14 protein-coding genes and 1 pseudogene are annotated in these 16973 nt (G+C 40.4%); 3 read left to right on the top strand and 12 right to left on the bottom strand.

Annotated features, from left to right (window positions below):
* Positions 1-17: 17 nt before the first annotated feature.
* Positions 18-2354: a cation-translocating P-type ATPase gene (locus ACLNCW_RS04400; protein ID WP_254753920.1), complete on the bottom strand. Its 2337-nt coding sequence runs from the start codon at positions 2352-2354 to the stop codon at positions 18-20.
* 133 nt (positions 2355-2487) lie between these two features.
* Between ACLNCW_RS04400 and ACLNCW_RS04405 the strand changes: the two genes are divergently transcribed.
* Positions 2488-3237, top strand: coding sequence for a lysophospholipid acyltransferase family protein (locus ACLNCW_RS04405; protein WP_078238200.1), 750 nt, complete (start codon positions 2488-2490; stop codon positions 3235-3237).
* Between the two features lie 43 nt (positions 3238-3280).
* On the opposite strand, the gene ACLNCW_RS04410 is transcribed toward ACLNCW_RS04405, so the two are convergent.
* The 6 genes from ACLNCW_RS04410 to rpsO form a co-directional block, all read right to left on the bottom strand.
* The gene (locus ACLNCW_RS04410) at positions 3281-3973 is read right to left on the bottom strand and encodes an alpha/beta hydrolase-fold protein (protein ID WP_078238199.1); all 693 of its coding nucleotides are present in this window, start codon (positions 3971-3973) and stop codon (positions 3281-3283) included.
* Positions 3954-4964, bottom strand: a complete 1011-nt coding sequence (locus ACLNCW_RS04415; RefSeq protein ID WP_020903633.1) for an ABC transporter substrate-binding protein — start codon at positions 4962-4964, stop codon at positions 3954-3956. The genes ACLNCW_RS04410 and ACLNCW_RS04415 overlap by 20 nt, the downstream gene beginning before the upstream one ends.
* Before the next feature lie 19 nt (positions 4965-4983).
* Positions 4984-5739: an ABC transporter ATP-binding protein gene (locus ACLNCW_RS04420; RefSeq protein WP_424845424.1), complete on the bottom strand. Its 756-nt coding sequence runs from the start codon at positions 5737-5739 to the stop codon at positions 4984-4986.
* A gap of 1 nt (position 5740) precedes the next feature.
* Positions 5741-6787 carry a FecCD family ABC transporter permease gene (locus ACLNCW_RS04425; RefSeq protein ID WP_424845425.1) on the bottom strand — a complete coding sequence of 349 codons (1047 nt, stop codon included), beginning with the start codon at positions 6785-6787 and terminating at the stop codon, positions 5741-5743.
* A 233-nt stretch (positions 6788-7020) separates the two neighbouring features.
* Entirely contained in the window at positions 7021-7641 is a 621-nt protein-coding gene (locus ACLNCW_RS04430) for a CadD family cadmium resistance transporter (protein ID WP_000531713.1), read from the bottom strand.
* Between the two features lie 806 nt (positions 7642-8447).
* Complete coding sequence (gene rpsO / locus ACLNCW_RS04435; protein WP_001018251.1) at positions 8448-8717, bottom strand: 30S ribosomal protein S15; 270 nt, start codon at positions 8715-8717, stop codon at positions 8448-8450.
* A gap of 205 nt (positions 8718-8922) precedes the next feature.
* On the opposite strand from rpsO, the gene ACLNCW_RS04440 reads away from it, so the two are divergent.
* Together ACLNCW_RS04440 and thrS are read left to right on the top strand one after the other, a co-directional pair.
* Positions 8923-9297, top strand: coding sequence for a hypothetical protein (locus ACLNCW_RS04440; RefSeq protein WP_191962405.1), 375 nt, complete (start codon positions 8923-8925; stop codon positions 9295-9297).
* 322 nt (positions 9298-9619) lie between these two features.
* On the top strand, positions 9620-11563 hold the full coding sequence (gene thrS, locus ACLNCW_RS04445) for a threonine--tRNA ligase (RefSeq protein WP_247930415.1): 1944 nt from the start codon (positions 9620-9622) through the stop codon (positions 11561-11563).
* 82 nt (positions 11564-11645) lie between these two features.
* On the opposite strand, the gene ACLNCW_RS04450 is transcribed toward thrS, so the two are convergent.
* The 5 genes and pseudogenes from ACLNCW_RS04450 to ACLNCW_RS04470 form a co-directional block, all read right to left on the bottom strand.
* Positions 11646-12997, bottom strand: a protein-coding gene (locus ACLNCW_RS04450) for an IS3 family transposase (protein ID WP_134813905.1) whose coding sequence is annotated in 2 segments (ribosomal slippage) — positions 11646-12556 and positions 12556-12997 — 1353 coding nt in all. Because the reading frame shifts where the segments join, the coding sequence is not laid out codon by codon here.
* A 216-nt stretch (positions 12998-13213) separates the two neighbouring features.
* Positions 13214-14263 (bottom strand): DUF389 domain-containing protein, encoded by a 1050-nt coding sequence (locus tag ACLNCW_RS04455; RefSeq protein ID WP_060628624.1) that lies wholly within the window; start codon positions 14261-14263, stop codon positions 13214-13216.
* Positions 14260-14583, bottom strand: coding sequence for a potassium channel family protein (locus tag ACLNCW_RS04460; protein WP_000825751.1), 324 nt, complete (start codon positions 14581-14583; stop codon positions 14260-14262). The genes ACLNCW_RS04455 and ACLNCW_RS04460 overlap by 4 nt, the downstream gene beginning before the upstream one ends.
* A gap of 81 nt (positions 14584-14664) precedes the next feature.
* Positions 14665-14862, bottom strand: a pseudogene (locus ACLNCW_RS04465) (DUF389 domain-containing protein); the annotation flags it as partial.
* A gap of 290 nt (positions 14863-15152) precedes the next feature.
* On the bottom strand, positions 15153-16664 hold the full coding sequence (locus ACLNCW_RS04470) for an ATP-binding cassette domain-containing protein (protein WP_023946213.1): 1512 nt from the start codon (positions 16662-16664) through the stop codon (positions 15153-15155).
* Between the last annotated feature and the right edge of the window lie 309 nt (positions 16665-16973).

Raw genomic sequence — 16973 nt, forward strand, 5'->3', positions numbered from 1 at the left:
CAGATTGCAGCCTTTCTTTATTTTCTAGCTTGGTAGCGACTGGTCAAAATGAAAATCACGGTAAAGACCAACATCATGACACCATAAACAGGTAATGTTTGTCCTGTTAAGGTTGAAATTTCAAGTAGTTTTTGAATTCTTGGGAAGAGAGCTGTAGCTAGGAAGCCTCCTACTGACCAAACAATCAAGAGGACACGCCATAGGGTAAATGGCATGCAGGCTCTAAATACGGATAAGAAACCAATTGACCCCAAGAGATAATAGAGTAGAGTTGAGATTTCTAACTCAGACCAACCTTGGCTACTTCCAAATATTTTCACAAAAAGAACGCTGAACACAACCATGAGAGCACTTGGTAGAGCACGAAGCATGGATCTTCTGAGGAAGTTTGGCTCAACAGGTTTGATATTTCGCTCAAAAGTCAGAACGAATGGTGGGAAACCTTCCACGAACTGGTCAATCATGGTAATCTGGATCGGAATGAAAGGGAAGATCAAGATCCACTCAGATCGTCCCAGAAGAGCACTGGCGATACAGATAACTGCGAGCAAGAAAGAATAGATGGTCTTTATCAAGAAAATCGGGGCGATATGGGCAATGTTATTCACCACACGACGACCTTCAAAGAGAATCTCAGGAACATCATTAAAGTCAGAGTTCAAGAGAACCAGATTGGCAATCTGACGAGTCGCAGGATCTCCCTCCGCCATTACGATGGAACAATCCGCCTCACGAAGGGCCAGAATATCATTAACCCCGTCCCCTGTCATAGCTGTTGTATGACCTGCTTTTTTCAGCGTTTGGATAATAAGTTTCTTTTGATGAGGGGAAACACGTCCGAAAATAGCTGTCTCCTCCGCCATAGCAACCAATTCCTCATCCGTGATTTTTGAACAATCGACATAGCTGTTATAGTCCGCAAAACCAGCCTTCTGGGCAATGCTGGATACCGTAACTGGATTGTCCCCAGAGATAATCTTGAGGCCCACTTCCTGAGAACGGAGATAGTCCAGCGTCTCTTCTGCTCCCTCTCGAATGGGATCCAATATTTCCAGCAAGGCTAGAGCCTGAATATCAGATGGTTTCTGTGGTTTGTGATGGTCTAATTTCTCCTGACTGAGGGCTAAGACCAAGACACGTGAACCTCTCTCCAAGGCCTCTCTGGCTTCTGGGACTTCGTTTTCCAGCAACATCTCAGGCGCACCTAGGAAAACTGTCCCCAGACCTTCCAATTCCATAGCACCCCACTTGCGGTCGCTTGAGAAAGGCAGATTAGAGATCATAGGATAGACTACCTGACCTTGGAAACGCTGGCGAATGGCTTGAGCTGTTGGATTTTTATCCTCACTATGAGCCATATAGCTGGCCAAGATGCTAGCAAGCGCTGACTCTCCATACTCTTCGGTCAAAGGAAGAACAGCCTCCACCTGCATCTTTCCTTGGGTGATGGTGCCCGTCTTGTCCAAACAGAGCATATCCACGCGTGCCAAGGTCTCAACAGAGTACATCTCCTGCACCAAGACCTTTTTCAAGCCCAGCTTAATAACCGCAGTCAAAAGCGAAGTGATGGTCAAAAGGGCGATTCCCTTGGGCAACATCCCCAAAAGGGCTGTCGACGAATTTACAACAGATGACTTAAGAGGCAGGCCTTTTAAAAGCAAGGCTTCTAGCAAGAGAGCTAGACCAAAAGGAATGATAATCTTCCCAGTAAAACCAGCTAACCTGTCCAGCGATTTCATGATACGTGAGTTGATCGGTTTAACGGTCTTGGCTTCCAGCATGAGTTTAGCAGCATAGTTGTCTGCCCCGACATGGTGGACTTGAGCCAAAACTGACCCACTGGCTAGGAAACTTCCAGACAAAAGCAAGGCGTCAACTTCCTTTTGCACCAAATCACTCTCACCGGTCAACATGGCTTCATTGACTTCCGCAAAACCTTCTAGAACCAAGGCATCACTAGGAATCTGCTCCCCAGCAGACAAACGAATGACGTCTCCTAAAACCAATTCTTCAGGATTCAGAGCTACTTCCTGGCCATCACGAATGGTTTTAACCTTTTCCTTAGTCATGAGATTGAGCTTGTCCACCATGTGTTTGGCCCGCAGCTCAGTCACAATCCCAGAAAAAGCGTTAAAGCAGATAACGGCAAAGAAGACCAGATTGCTCCAAGCCTGCACAAAGGCTAGTGCCAAAGCAATGGCAAAGTTCAAAGCATTAAAAAGGGTAAAGACATTTCGTTTAACGATTTGCCAAGTGCTTGTACTAGCCGATGCGGTAAAATCATTGACCAAGCCCTTAGCCTGTCTTTCCTTGACTTCTCTTTGGGTTAATCCCATAATCTTATTTTTATCCATAAATTCTATCATATCATTTTTTCTAAAAGAATTCTAATCTCATCCCAAATATGCACCTAGTCAAGGGAAAAAGTTTGCCAGCCCTCCTTTGATAAGGTATAATAATAACAAGAAAACAATCGAAGGAGATCGCATGTTTTATACTTATTTACGCGGATTAGTTGTCTTGCTCCTATGGTCCATCAATGGCAATGCCCACTATCATAATACTGATAAAATTCCTAATCAAGATGAAAATTATATTCTGGTTGCCCCTCACCGTACCTGGTGGGATCCAGTTTACATGGCCTTTGCGACCAAGCCAAAACAGTTCATCTTTATGGCAAAAAAAGAACTCTTTACCAACCGTATCTTTGGTTGGTGGATTCGTATGTGTGGTGCCTTTCCTATCGACCGTGAAAATCCTAGCGCTTCTGCCATCAAATACCCTATCAATGTTCTTAAAAAAAGTGACCGCTCCCTTATCATGTTCCCAAGTGGGAGCCGTCACTCAAACGATGTCAAGGGTGGAGTTGCCCTGATTGCCAAAATGGCCAAGGTCCGTATTATGCCGGTTACCTACACAGGTCCTATAACCTTGAAAGGCTTGGTTAGCCGCGAACGTGTCGATATGAACTTTGGAAATCCAATCGATATCTCAGATATCAAGAAAATGAATGATGAAGGCATTGAAACAGTCGCCAATCGCATTCAAGCAGAATTCCAACGTTTGGACCAAGAAACGAAACAATGGCACAATGATAAAAAACCAAACCCACTCTGGTGGTTTATCCGCATCCCTGCTCTCATCCTTGCCATTATCCTCGCTATCCTAACCATCATCTTTAGCTTTATCGCAAGCTTCGTCTGGAATCCAGATAAAAAGAGAGAAAACCTTGGTTAAATAAATACAACAATCCCTTGGCAAAAGCCAAGGGATAATTCTTTTACTTAATTTTCCATTTTTGGGCCAACCAGCTGGAAAAAGCTAAAAATCGCTCAACTACTTGTTCATGGTGTCCATAAGGATCAAAGACAAACTGACCGTTCGGATAGCGTTTCTGAAGACTGGTATGGATCTGCTCAGCATAGACTGGTGCTTGAGCCAAGCGATTAGTATGGTATGCTCCTTCTGTTTGACCATTCTGTAAATACAGCAAACAGTCCAAATTTTTCACATTTTCTGCCTTGCAGTAAGCCGCAAAATCAGGATACCAAAAGGAACCGCAGATCGAAAAGACACAGGAAACCTTGTCAAAGCTGAAAAGACTGTAGACTGCCGCCAAACCACCTAGTGAGTAGCCTCCATAAGCAAGGCGAGTTTCGTCCAGGCGATATAGCGACTTCAGCTTGTCTAAAAGGCCTCCAAATAAATCACTATGATAGGCATTTGCCTGACCGCCAAAATCTGGAGCTCCATCTCTCAAAGCAGCTGCCTTCCAGGGAGTGTAGTCATCTAGGCGATTTTTAGAGGTCAAGCCCACTAAAATCACAGATTCGGAAAGGGACGATAGGAAGTCCAAGTTTCCATCATTCAATAAAATAGCCGGATAGGTTTGATTGGGGTCGTAGTTAGAAGGAAGGCTGACCTTGACTTGGATTCCTTCCCAATCAAACTCATTATTTATTGATAAAGTCATTGATTTTCTCAAGGGAATCAATCACTGCTGGACCATAGTCCATCAATTCATCGTAAGAGATGGTCATGATTTTTTGATTCTTAATAGCAGGAACGCTTTCCAAAACAGCATTTGCCTTCATCAACTCTACTGCTTTTTCATCCAATTTTTTATTACGATCGCTGGTTACATAGATAATCAATTCAGGATCCATTGACACGAGATTTTCCAAGGTCAAGCCTGATGTCCCCGTAGCAACGTTTGTATAACCAAGTTGGTTCAGCAAACTTTCTTGCAAAGCAGACTTGTAGGCACCGAAGGTTTCATCATTATAAGCAACCATAATCAAAGCCTTTTTCTTTTCACCTTGGCTTGCTGGATTTGCTTTCTTAACAGCGTCAATTTTAGTTTGTAATTGGGCTGCGTATTCATTGGCCTTGTCCTGAACATTAAAAATCATTCCAAGATTTTTGACATCTTCTACGATATTCCCCAAATCTTGCTGAATCGTTGAGAGAGAAGCTTTTTGAGTATAAACTGGGATTTTGTTTTCATTCCAAGTGCTAACTGTCCCCAAGGATTTTTCAGAAAACATCATGTTTCGCCCCATCACAGCGTCTGGCTCATAAGAAAGGACTGTTTCTTGTGAGACTGTTTTTTTATCTCCAATTTGAGGAATCGTCGCAATCGCGTCCTTGTATTTGTCCGTCACAGCATTATCAGGATTAAGCATGCCAGCAATTTTATCCTTCAACCCTAACTCCAATAAGATTTCAGTGGTTGAAAGATTGTTGGTGATAACTTTTTCAGGTGCCTTGTCAAAGACTTGTTCGACTTCATTCCCTTTCGCGTCATAGGTTTTGACCGTTAGTGGATAAGTCGTCTCTGTGCTCGCCTTTTGACTTGTTTCTGTGCTAGACTGTGTGGTAGTTTTTTCTGTAGTAGTGTTACCACAAGCTGCCAAAGTTAAGGTAGCTACTGTTACGAGTAAAATGCTTAGTGTTTTTTTCATCTTGTTTTCCTTTTCATTCTTATAAATAGTGAATCATAGCTTGCTGATCCTCGGTCCAAGTCACCTGACTTTGAACTCCGTATATAGTTTGCAATGACTCAGGGGTGATAGTCTCCTTTGGAGTCCCTTGGTAAAGGATTTCTCCCTCTTTCATCAGATAGAGATAATCCGAATAGCGACAAGCAAGTTGAATATCATGCAAGACAGCTAGAACATTGACCTTGAGATTCTTCACAATGGCCAACAAGTCTAGCTGATACTTGATATCCAAGTGATTGGTTGGTTCGTCCAGGAGCAAGAGAGTCGGTTCTTGCGCCAAGGCTCGGGCTAACAAAACTCGCTGTTTCTCTCCCCCTGACAGAGACGAATAGAGACGAGTTTTCTTCTCGAGCATATCCACCTTAACGAGGGCATCTTGAACGAGAGTAAAATCCCTTTCCCTTTCCTTCTGTAAAAAAGAGAGGTGGGGAGTTCTTCCCAGCAAGACGATTTCTTCAACTGTACAATCAAACTGCAGTTGGTTAAACTGGGTCACAACTGCCATTTGCTTGGCTGTTTCTTTGAGTGACCAATGATCCAGCGGCTTTCCATCTAGGCTTATCAAGCCTTTGTCCGCCTTTTCCTGACGATAGAGGAGTTTAAGCAAGCTGGTTTTTCCGCTTCCATTTGGTCCTAATATCGTGTGAAATTGATTCCCCTCAACCTTAAGAGAGACTCCTTTGATGATTTTTTTCTCTCCTAGTCCAAAATGGATATCCTGACAAATCAAGTCCATATCAGACCCTCACCTCCCTTCGCCTACCTCCAACAATGTAGATAAAGAAGGGAGCACCTACTAAGGCTGTGAAAATACCAATAGGAAGCTCTGCGTTTGGAATGATGATACGAGAGAGTACGTCTGCCCAGATGACAAAGAGGGCACCTAGCAAGGTTGCAACAGGAAAAAGCCTCTTATAATTCGTTCCTACTAACCCTCGAGCTAAATGTGGAGTAATCAGACCGACAAATCCAATAATCCCACAGGTTGCCACTAAGACTGCTGTCAGCACAGCCACCATGGTCACATAAAGATACCAATAAAAGCGTAAGGGAATTCCCAAAGTTAAAGCAGCCTCATCTCCCATCATCATCGCATTAAAAACACGATACTGGGTAGAGAAAAATAGAAAGGCCATTCCTACTACTATAGTTGGCAGGACCAAGTCTGCCCAGGAAGTCCCAGCGAGCGAGCCCATGGTCCAAAACTTAATGGTCATCACACTATCCGCATTAGCTCCAACTGAGATAATAAAGTTTGAAAAAGCCAGAAAGAGAGCATTGACCACGGTTCCTGATAAAATCAGACTAGAAGTCGTCATCCTTCCCTGCATAGAGGCAATGATGAGGACAGCAATTGTTGCCAAAATAGCTCCAAGAAAAGCTCCAAGGCTAATCATCACTTTTAAACCAAGAATGATGCTCAAGGTTGCCCCTAGAGTTGCACCCGCAGATATTCCTAAGACATAAGGCTCTGCGATGGGATTGTTCACTGTAGACTGCATCACGCTACCACACATAGAAAGACCAGCCCCCACTATCAGACCTAACAATACTCGAGGGAATCTCATGTTCCATACAATGGCAAGAGTAGACTTGGAAACCTCTCCTATCTCAAGAGGAAATCCCAACCTGCTCAAAATAATCCGATAGGTAGCTCCTAGATCAATCGCAACAGATCCCATAGAAACTGCTAGAAAGAGAGAAATCCCTAAAGTAGCTAGCAAAATAACTAAAAGTAACACAAATTGCTGGTCTTGTCGGCTTCCAGAAAATTTGGAAAGCATGCAAACCTCCTATGATAGAATCTTAAAAATTTAGAAAATTCTCATGAAAAGTATACCATATTTTCAACAATGGAACAAGATGAGAAAAATGAATATAGTTGGTCTTACAGTGCTAATAATCGTAACCGAAGATTATACTTGAGTATATCGAGGTAAGAGGACAACATAAAAAGCCCTCTAAAATTAGAGAGCTGATTTGAGATTGGGATAAAATCCTAGTGAAACAAAAAAATCTACACGGTCAGAAAAGTCTCTATCGTGCCATTTTCATACATGATGTATAGTCCAAGTAGAATGAATACTAAGGGCACAATGATTCGCTCGTATTTTTCAATTGTCTCGAATATTAACGGAATAGAGGATAACACCCGACTAATCTCGCATAAGATAATTATACCGATTACAAACACAAGCAACGCCACGAGGGTCTGTGACCAATCTAACGAAGCAAAATAAGGTATATAGATACCTAAATTATCTCCGCCAGACGCAATTGTCAGCAATGTAACTGTCCAAAACAGTTGATTTGCCTTGCTTTGTTCTAATCTTTCAATAATTTCTTCCTCTTCTTCCTCTTCTTCCTCACCTTCTCCAACAATTGCAAAGCGAATCCCTAAATAGATAGGGATTAAACCAAGCAATCCAACCATCCATTCTTCAGGCACGAAATTAACGACATAAGCAGCAACTAAACTCGCCCCTACAAGTAAGCCTGTGCCTAGATATTGCCCCGCATAAATATGCCATTTTTGTTTATTCTGTGATAGCTGTGCAAATAAAATAAATAAAATAATTAAATAATCGATACTGGTGGAAATATAAACACCAATAGCAGATATGATTGTCTGTCCCATAAAAAACCTCCTGTATTGGTCAGTAATAAATCAGCAGATTTTAGGAGAGCACAGACACATTAATTTAGCTATCGCTAGTGGGTAATGTCGAACATAGGAAAGCATTTTACTCCTCCTCAAAACGTAGTTACAAAGTAATTTCTAACTGGAATTCGGTGACTACTTCCATGTAAAGTATAACATACTATACTTTACTTCGTAAAGTGTGGGCTCTCCGAGGGGGCTTGCAGACAGCTACTCGGCTTTTCAAGCCGAGTAGCTACGCACCTTTATGGTGTAATTAGCTGATACCATTTGAGGTTTTTGTAGTCTCCAAAATTGTGACCGATAAAACCTCAATAAAAAAGCCCTCTGAAAATCAGAGAGCTGATTTGAGCTCGGGCTAAAATCCTAGTGAAAAAGATGGAACTCCTTGTGTTCATCGAACACGGTGTCGTTTCCCTATTTTCATACGGATTTCTTACGCCCTTAGCATCATGATTCTTGCTGGATAAACCGTTTATAGACTAGGCGAAGATTGTACAAAAAACTTTAGTGAAACAAAAATATCTCCCCGAAGGGAGAGAATCTGGTTTATTTTACCTTACAGTGCTAGGAACCGTAACCAAAGATAATACTTGAGTATATCGATGTAAGGTGACAACGTAAAAAAGCTACCCAATTTAGAGTAGCTTCATTATCAAGATATGCTCAATTGAACACGGCCTAAGCACTGGGCAAAAAAGATAAAATCTCCTAGAAACTGAAGTTTCTTCGTCAATTTTCCTATTTTTGCTGTGTGCTTTTGACGGCCTTTGTATCTTGAATTAGCGACGAAGTCCTAGAGAGTTGATCAACTCACGGTAACGGTTAACGTCGTTTTTACGCAAGTATGCAAGCAAGTTACGACGGCGACCGATTTTTTTCATCAATCCACGGTAAGTAGCGTGGTCTTTTTTGTGTTGTTTGATGTGTTCGTTAAGGTGGTTGATTTCCCAAGTAAGGACAGCAACTTGAACCTCTACTGAACCTGTATCACCTTCGTGACGTGCATATTGTGCGATGATTTCATTTTTTTTCTCTTTTGAGATTGCCATGATGTTTCTCCTTTTTATTTGGCTTCATCCGAGTGACAGGTTGGCATGCCTGTAACCAAGAAGAAGTTATTTGTCTTTACGACAATCCCTATTCTACCAATAACTAACTTCTTTGTCAACAGATTTACTTTCTTGTTTTAAACATGCTATAATAATCATAGCAAGAAATCTAAGTTGTCTGTTTTTTTTAAACGAGGTGATTATCATGCCTAGATTCTATTTCCATCTCCCCTACTATCTGGTCATATTTTTCTTTTATTGGCCACTTTATGAGTTGGTCTTGCTAGTTGTTTCTGACCCCCTTACACTCAAGGGACTCTGTATAAACAATCTTCTCTTCTTTACACCTCTGGTAATCTTGATTATATCGCTACTCTATAGCTACCGTTTCCGTTTCTCACTTTGGTGGTTAATTGGTAACGGACTGCTCTTTTGCTTTACTATCATAACCTTCGGTGAATTTATCTGGTTTTACTTTTTAGCCTATGAAATCTTTGCTCTGGTGGGCATGGCTTCCGGTATTGGCATCAAGCATATTCTACAAAAAATGAAAAACAAAAAACTTTCACAAAATCCTTGAAAAATCTCACAATCATGCTATAATAATCCATAGAGACAAGTCACTTAGTCCCTTTCTACTAGAGAGTGCGTGGTTGCTGGAAACGCATAGAGAGCCTAAACTGATACTACTCTTGAGTTTTTTATGAAAACATAAAACGGCGGCCACGTTAGAGCCAATCAGAGGTGTCCCTCTTTTTTGAGGAACATAAATGAAGGTGGAACCACGTTGCGACGTCCTTTTGAGGATGTCGCTTTTTGTTTTTCTAGCTTTCAAAATCCTCTGTCCCTGTTTTCAGAATAGGGTTAACACATTCGTCAATAATATAAGTAAGGAGAACATCATGATTAACATTACTTTCCCAGATGGCGCTGTTCGTGAATTCGAATCTGGCGTTACAACTTTTGAAATTGCCCAATCTATCAGCAATTCCCTAGCTAAAAAAGCCTTGGCTGGTAAATTCAACGGCAAACTCATCGACACTACTCGTGCTATCACTGAAGATGGAAGCATCGAAATCGTGACACCTGATCACGAAGATGCCCTTCCAATCTTGCGTCACTCAGCTGCTCACTTGTTCGCCCAAGCAGCTCGTCGTCTTTTCCCAGACATTCACTTGGGAGTTGGTCCAGCCATCGAAGATGGTTTCTACTACGATACTGACAACACAGCTGGTCAAATCTCTAACGAAGACCTTCCTCGTATCGAAGAAGAAATGCAAAAAATTGTCAAAGAAAACTTCCCATCAATCCGTGAAGAAGTTACTAAAGACGAGGCACGTGAAATCTTCAAGAACGACCCTTACAAATTAGAATTGATTGAAGAACACTCAGAAGACGAAGGTGGTTTGACCATCTACCGTCAGGGTGAATATGTAGACCTTTGCCGTGGCCCACACGTTCCTTCAACAGGCCGCATCCAAATCTTCCACCTTCTCCATGTAGCGGGTGCTTACTGGCGTGGAAATAGCGACAACGCTATGATGCAACGTATCTATGGTACAGCTTGGTTCGACAAGAAAGACTTGAAAAACTACCTCCAAATGCGTGAAGAAGCTAAGGAACGTGACCACCGCAAACTTGGTAAAGAGCTTGACCTCTTCATGATTTCTCAAGAGGTTGGTCAAGGGCTTCCATTCTGGTTGCCAAATGGTGCGACAATCCGTCGTGAGTTAGAACGCTACATCGTCGATAAAGAATTGGCTTCTGGCTATCAACACGTTTACACTCCACCACTTGCTTCTGTAGAGCTTTACAAGACTTCTGGTCACTGGGATCACTACCAAGAGGACATGTTCCCAACTATGGATATGGGAGATGGGGAAGAATTCGTCCTTCGCCCAATGAACTGTCCACACCACATCCAAGTCTTTAAACACCATGTTCACTCATACCGTGAATTGCCAATCCGTATCGCTGAAATCGGGATGATGCACCGCTATGAAAAATCTGGTGCCCTCACTGGTCTTCAACGTGTGCGTGAAATGTCTCTCAACGACGGTCACCTCTTTGTGACTCCAGAACAAATCCAAGAAGAATTCCAACGTGCTCTTCAGTTGATTATCGATGTTTATGAAGATTTCAACTTGAATGAATACCGTTTCCGCCTCTCTCTTCGTGACCCTCAAGATACTCACAAGTACTTTGATAACGATGAAATGTGGGAAAATGCCCAAACCATGCTTCGTGCTGCCCTTGATGAAATGGGCGTTGACTACTTTGAAGCTGAAGGTGAAGCTGCCTTCTATGGACCAAAATTGGATATCCAGGTTAAGACTGCCCTTGGAAAAGAAGAAACCCTCTCTACGATCCAGCTTGACTTCTTGCTTCCAGAACGCTTCGACCTTAAATACATCGGAGCTGATGGTGAAGAACATCGCCCAGTTATGATCCACCGTGGGGTTATCTCAACTATGGAACGCTTCACAGCGATCTTGATTGAAAACTACAAGGGTGCCTTCCCAACATGGCTTGCGCCACACCAAGTAACCCTCATCCCAGTATCTAACGAAAAACACGTGGACTACGCTTGGGAAGTAGCGAAGAAACTCCGTGACCGTGGTGTCCGTGCTGATGTGGATGAACGTAATGAGAAAATGCAATTCAAGATTCGTGCTTCACAAACTAGCAAGATTCCTTACCAATTGATCGTTGGTGACAAGGAAATGGAAGACGGAACTGTCAACGTTCGTCGCTATGGCCAAAAAGAAACAAACACTGTGTCAGTAGATGAGTTTGTAGCAGCTATCCTAGCCGATATCGCCAACAAATCACGTGTTGAAAAATAAATCGATCGCAGTCTGAGAAACATTTTTCAGTAAGAAAAAGCAACAACTATTTTGAACTGCACCCCAAAAGTTGGACAAATAATTATTGAAAGGATTTAGTTCTGTATTGCACAGGGCTAAGTCCTTTTAGTTTGACTTTAATTCGTTTGTTGTTGTAGTAATCAATGTAGTCCACAATAGCTTGTTCAAGGTCTTCTAAAGACCTAAAGTGCTTCTCATAACCATAAAACATTTCAGATTTCAAAATGCCAAAGAAGGACTCCATCATGCCATTGTCTGGGCTGTTGCCCTTGCGTGACATGGATGCTTGAATTCCCTTACTCTCTAGGAACCGATGATAAAAATCGTGTTGGTATTGCCAGCCTTGATCGCTATGGAGAATCGTATGCTCGTAGTGTTTCTCTGTAAAGGCCTGGTTTAACATAGCTTTCACTTGTTCTAAGTTTGGTGAAGTTGAAAGATTATAGGCGATAATTTCGCTATTAAATCCATCTAAAACTGGCGATAAATAGAGTTTCTGTGTGCTATTTGGAATGGCAAACTCTGTCACATCCGTATAGCACTTTTCCATTGGCCTTGATGCTTCAAACTGACGTTGAATGAGATTCTCTGCTTTCTTACCAATCTCTCCTTGGTAGGAAGAATACTTTCGTTTCCGGCGAATTCGAGCTGTTAAACCAAGGACTTTCATCAGACGTTGGACCTTCTTATGGTTTACTATATGACCACGATTCCTCAATTCAAGAGTAACTCTACGATAGCCATAATTTCCTTTATGGTCATTATAAATGGCCTGAATTTCGGTTTTAAGCTCTTTATCTTTATCAAGCCCATCCAGTTGTTTCAACTGATAATAGTAAGTTGAGCGAGCTAAACGTGCTGTTTCAAGAAGTAAATCTAGTCGAAATCCTCCTGAAGCCATTTCTCTAATTGTCTCTGCCTTTCTCGCTCTAAGGCTTCGTCCCTGTCTTCCAGCTCTTTTAACTTTTTTAGGTAGGCCACCTCAGTCCGTAAGCGTTCATTCTCCTCTTGGAGTCGCTCTAGTTCTGTCATTTCTTCCCAGGTTTTCTTCCGTTTACGTCCCATTTTAGTTGGTCTCCCTCTTGTTTTCTCAACAATAGTATACCCGTTTTTCTTATATTGTGCTAGCCAATTTGGAAGCATACCACGATTTGGGAGAGCATATTTGAGAGAAACTCTATCTTGAGACCAGTTTTCATGTAAGACTTTATTAATCATTTCTTGTTTTAAATGAGGAGAATAGTAACGATTTTTCCCTTTTTTGACGAACTCTATTCCGTAACGATCAATCAATTTAATCATGTACCTAAGATTAGAATTGTTTATCTCAAATTTATTTGAAAGCTTCTCTAAGCTATATCCTTGTTTTCTAAGTTCATAGATCTGAACTTTATCTTCATAACTCAATTTCATAATAAAACACCCCAAAAGTTAGATTTTTTCTGTCTAACTTTTGGGGTGCAGTTCATTCAGTTGTTGCTTTTTATATTTTATTTAACCTGAGCTAGTAGTGATTGGTCAAACCACCACAAATGATATTCTCATCAACAATCCTTTCTATCCATTAACTTTTGGATATAGGATATCCTCCCAAGATTTGCTTCCATGAGTTAGATAAGTTGACTATCCTCAGTCCTTGTCTGCTTCATTTTCTTTTGCGCGATCGTTTTGTAAATCTTTTTCAGAGAGTTTTTGTTCGATATACTTGTCAATGTTTTCGTAAAATTCCTTGGTCGCCTCACTATCTAATTTTGCCGAATTATGGAATTGCTTGACTTTCAATTGAACAGATTGAATACCGTAAGAGGCTTGTTTTTGACGAATGGTTTCTAATTCTTCTTCTGAAATTGGATCTCCAACAACCGTCAAGACCAATTCATTGTTACTTGACTTGTAGACTTGATTAATAACCGTATAATTGGCGAACTCTTTTCCTACAAACTGTTTGATCCCTTCTTTGCGCGCTTGTTCTATTGTCAGAGTAACTGCCGAATAGCTAGCTGGAAGAATCAACAATACAATCAAAGAAATCAAGCCAATTCTCATTTTAATGCTCAGCTCTTTAAATGAAGTTAAAGGAGATTTTCTCATCAAAATTCTTGTTCCAACAATGTTGGCTAGCATGATAAAGACACAGTTGATCAAGAAAAGATAGAGAGCCCCCAATAAAAATCGTACATTCCCATTAGCTAAACCATAGCCAGCAGTACAGATAGGCGGCATCAGAGCTGTAGCAATGGCTACTCCTGGCACGATATTGTTTGCTTCTTTTTTCCTTGAACCGATCACACCAGCAATCCCACCAGCAATAGCAATGAGGACATCCCAAATGGTTGGAGAGGTTCGTGCAATCAACTCGCTACTTGCATAAGACAAGGGAGAAATCCAGAAATACAGAGTCGAGACAAGCAAACTGACCAACACTTGAGTCAATAAAACCTCTAGAGATTGCTTGATTAAACGCGTATCAAAAATAGCTAAACCGAATCCCAGTCCAACAATCGGTGTCATGAGAGGTGAAATCAACATGGCTCCTATAATGACAGCTGTTGAATTCATATTTAGTCCGATAGAGGCAATAAAAATTGCACACATCAAAATCGCTGTATCTCTCAATCGAACATGAAGGTCATCGTATAATTTCTCACGGTATTCCCGTGTTGAATAATTGGCAGTCATTTGTCCTCTCCTCTTTCCTTATTTAAATTGGTATAATAATTAAAAATAACAGCTGATAAACAGCCAAAAAATATGAGCCCATAAATCGTCAAGAAGACACTGGTAATCCTTCCAATCAAGGTCACAGCTAGGAGATCCCCGTAGCCGACAGTCGTCGAAGTCACAAAAGCATACCAAAGACCGTCTCCGTAATTTGTGATAGCAGGTTCAACTAGGAAAAGCACGCCTCCTGACCCAAAAACAAAGGTCACAAAACTCAGAGCAAACCGAGTAAAACCCGTAACCTGCATAATATGCCATAACATTTTTAAACGTTTCATTTGTTCTCCTTATTCATACTAGCTCCTGACCGAGCCGTTTTTTTCCAATAATCAAAGTGAAGATAGGACATGATCTCCATCACCAAACCCCAGTCCAACAATCGGTGTCATAAGAGGGGAAATCAGCATGGCTCCAATAATGACAGCTGTTGAATTCATATTTAGGCCAATAGAGGCAATAAAAATCGCACACATCAAAATCACTGTATCTCTTAATCGAACATGAAGATCATCATATAATTTCTCACGGTATTCACGTGTTGAATAGTTTCCAGTCATTGGTTACTCCTTTTATTTCGTATAATTTTGTTTCTGCATGGATGATGGTAGAGAGACTTCTGTCCAATCTTACATATTTTTCTTCTCACCTGTTATTCTTTTGAAAATTATCCTTTAAATATCCGTCAGTCCATCCTTAACATTATATCAAAAATTTTACAGTCTTTCTTCGAAGAAATCTATCAATTGAATAGATAGATGAAGCAAGAAATTTTTGTTTCCTTATCCGAAGAAGGAAAAACGGTATCTCCTGAACCTTGATACTATGCGTTTTATTCTTTATAATTTAGCTATTTCAAAATTACAAGTTCTCCATTCTTAATTTCCCAAACTTGGTCAAACTTACTTAATAATTCGTTTTGGCGATGTAAAGTAACAATGACGGCACTTGGTAGTTCCAGAACTCTTTCCAATTCCATTTTAAACTGATTAGTATCCAAGGCAGAGAAAGGTTCGTCTAGGATAAGCAATGGATTTTTACGATTTTTCTCACGATTTAAATACATTCGTTGTTGCTGACCACCTGACAGGGATTGTGGTGGAATTTTTTCAAAATCTTCTTCTCTGAATTTTTCATTGAAACTATTGAATAGCGTTACATTATTTTCATAACTCGAAATAAATGTATGTTCTTGTTGCAGAATCATACCGAATCTTCCCCAAAGATGGTCCAAAACAAGCCCATCTAGCACAATTTGTCCTTCAAAATCTTCATCTGTTCCATTTAAAATGTTGAGAAGACTACTTTTTCCAGACCCATTCTTACCAATAAGCGCAATTTTATCCCCTTTTTGAATCGTAGCGGAAGTAATTATCAATTTTGATTCTCCCAGTTGTTTGGAAATGTTTTTCAAAGTAATCGTATCAAAAGAATGTTGAGGTGCTTGAACTGAAACGGGTCTCCCAACAATGTTTTGAAAACTCTTGATTACAGGCTTTACGGACTCTAACATTTGTAAATCATAAAGGATTTCCTGTATTGGTTCAGAAAAAGCATTAATATATCCGAAACTCGCCACCACCTCAGGAATACCGAGTTGCTGGTGAGATAGAGAGTAGGCTAAATAAATAAACAGAACAAGACTAATGAATTCAAAAGAAACACCTGTCAATAAGATGCCTGTAATTTTTGTCAAACCATACTTAAAATACTTATCCTGCAAATTCTTTAGAGATCTCTTTTGTTGATTCAAAAAATGCGACATAGTTAGTTTATTTACCAAATGATGTCCCATGAGCAAATCCTCCAAAGTTCGATAGTAATCTCCTTGTTTTTTCAAGTAAACCTGTCTACGATTAGCGGTCAACTTCCCAACGATTTTAGGAATTTGAATACTAATTCCAGTGGAAAAGATTAAAATCAGTGATACAATAGGATTAATTGTTCTGCTAATAATGAAAGCGTAAATGATGATACGTAAAATTTGTTTGATAAAACTCATCAATGGAGGAAGGTAATCCTTTTCCAACGAATCTAGGTCATTAGATTGATAGGAAATATACTCTGCTACTGTTTTCTGCTTGAAATCGTGGTGACTGAGTCCCAGAAGTGAACGAAACCACTCATTTTTCAAAGTAGTCGAAAAGATAATCCCCTGCTTCCAATCAAGTATCATTTGGATATAGTTACAACTCAAATAGCCTGCCACTGACATAGAGTAACCATATAGAGCTACTTGATAATCCCCTTTGATTAATGCCTGCGTGAAATACGGTAACAAAGCTGTGCAGATATTCGATACTACACCAAAAAGAAAATTAAAGAAGAGATACCATCTAATAGTTTTAAGATATGGTAGCATATACGATACTCCTTGCTAATGCGTTTTTTTACATATCTCAGAACAATCTCTACTATTCCTTATTTCAGATAGTGCGATACTCAGACATTGAGTGCAATAATTGTAAATCACACAAGTTCTGCAGTTTTTACTATCATTCAAAATATAATTTGCTATTTTGTAAAATATAGGTCTATCCCATGTTTCTTTGATAGATGTAAAATGAATATTTCCAATACTTCTATTGAAAGTAAGCTTTTTCAGTTTTTCTAACAATTTAGGCTATTTCGTGACACACCCACAATCCGTGAAAATTCTGGTTATATCAGA

Source organism: Streptococcus sp. CL6.22, from assembly GCF_049738055.1.
Taxonomy (GTDB): domain Bacteria; phylum Bacillota; class Bacilli; order Lactobacillales; family Streptococcaceae; genus Streptococcus; species Streptococcus mitis_DJ.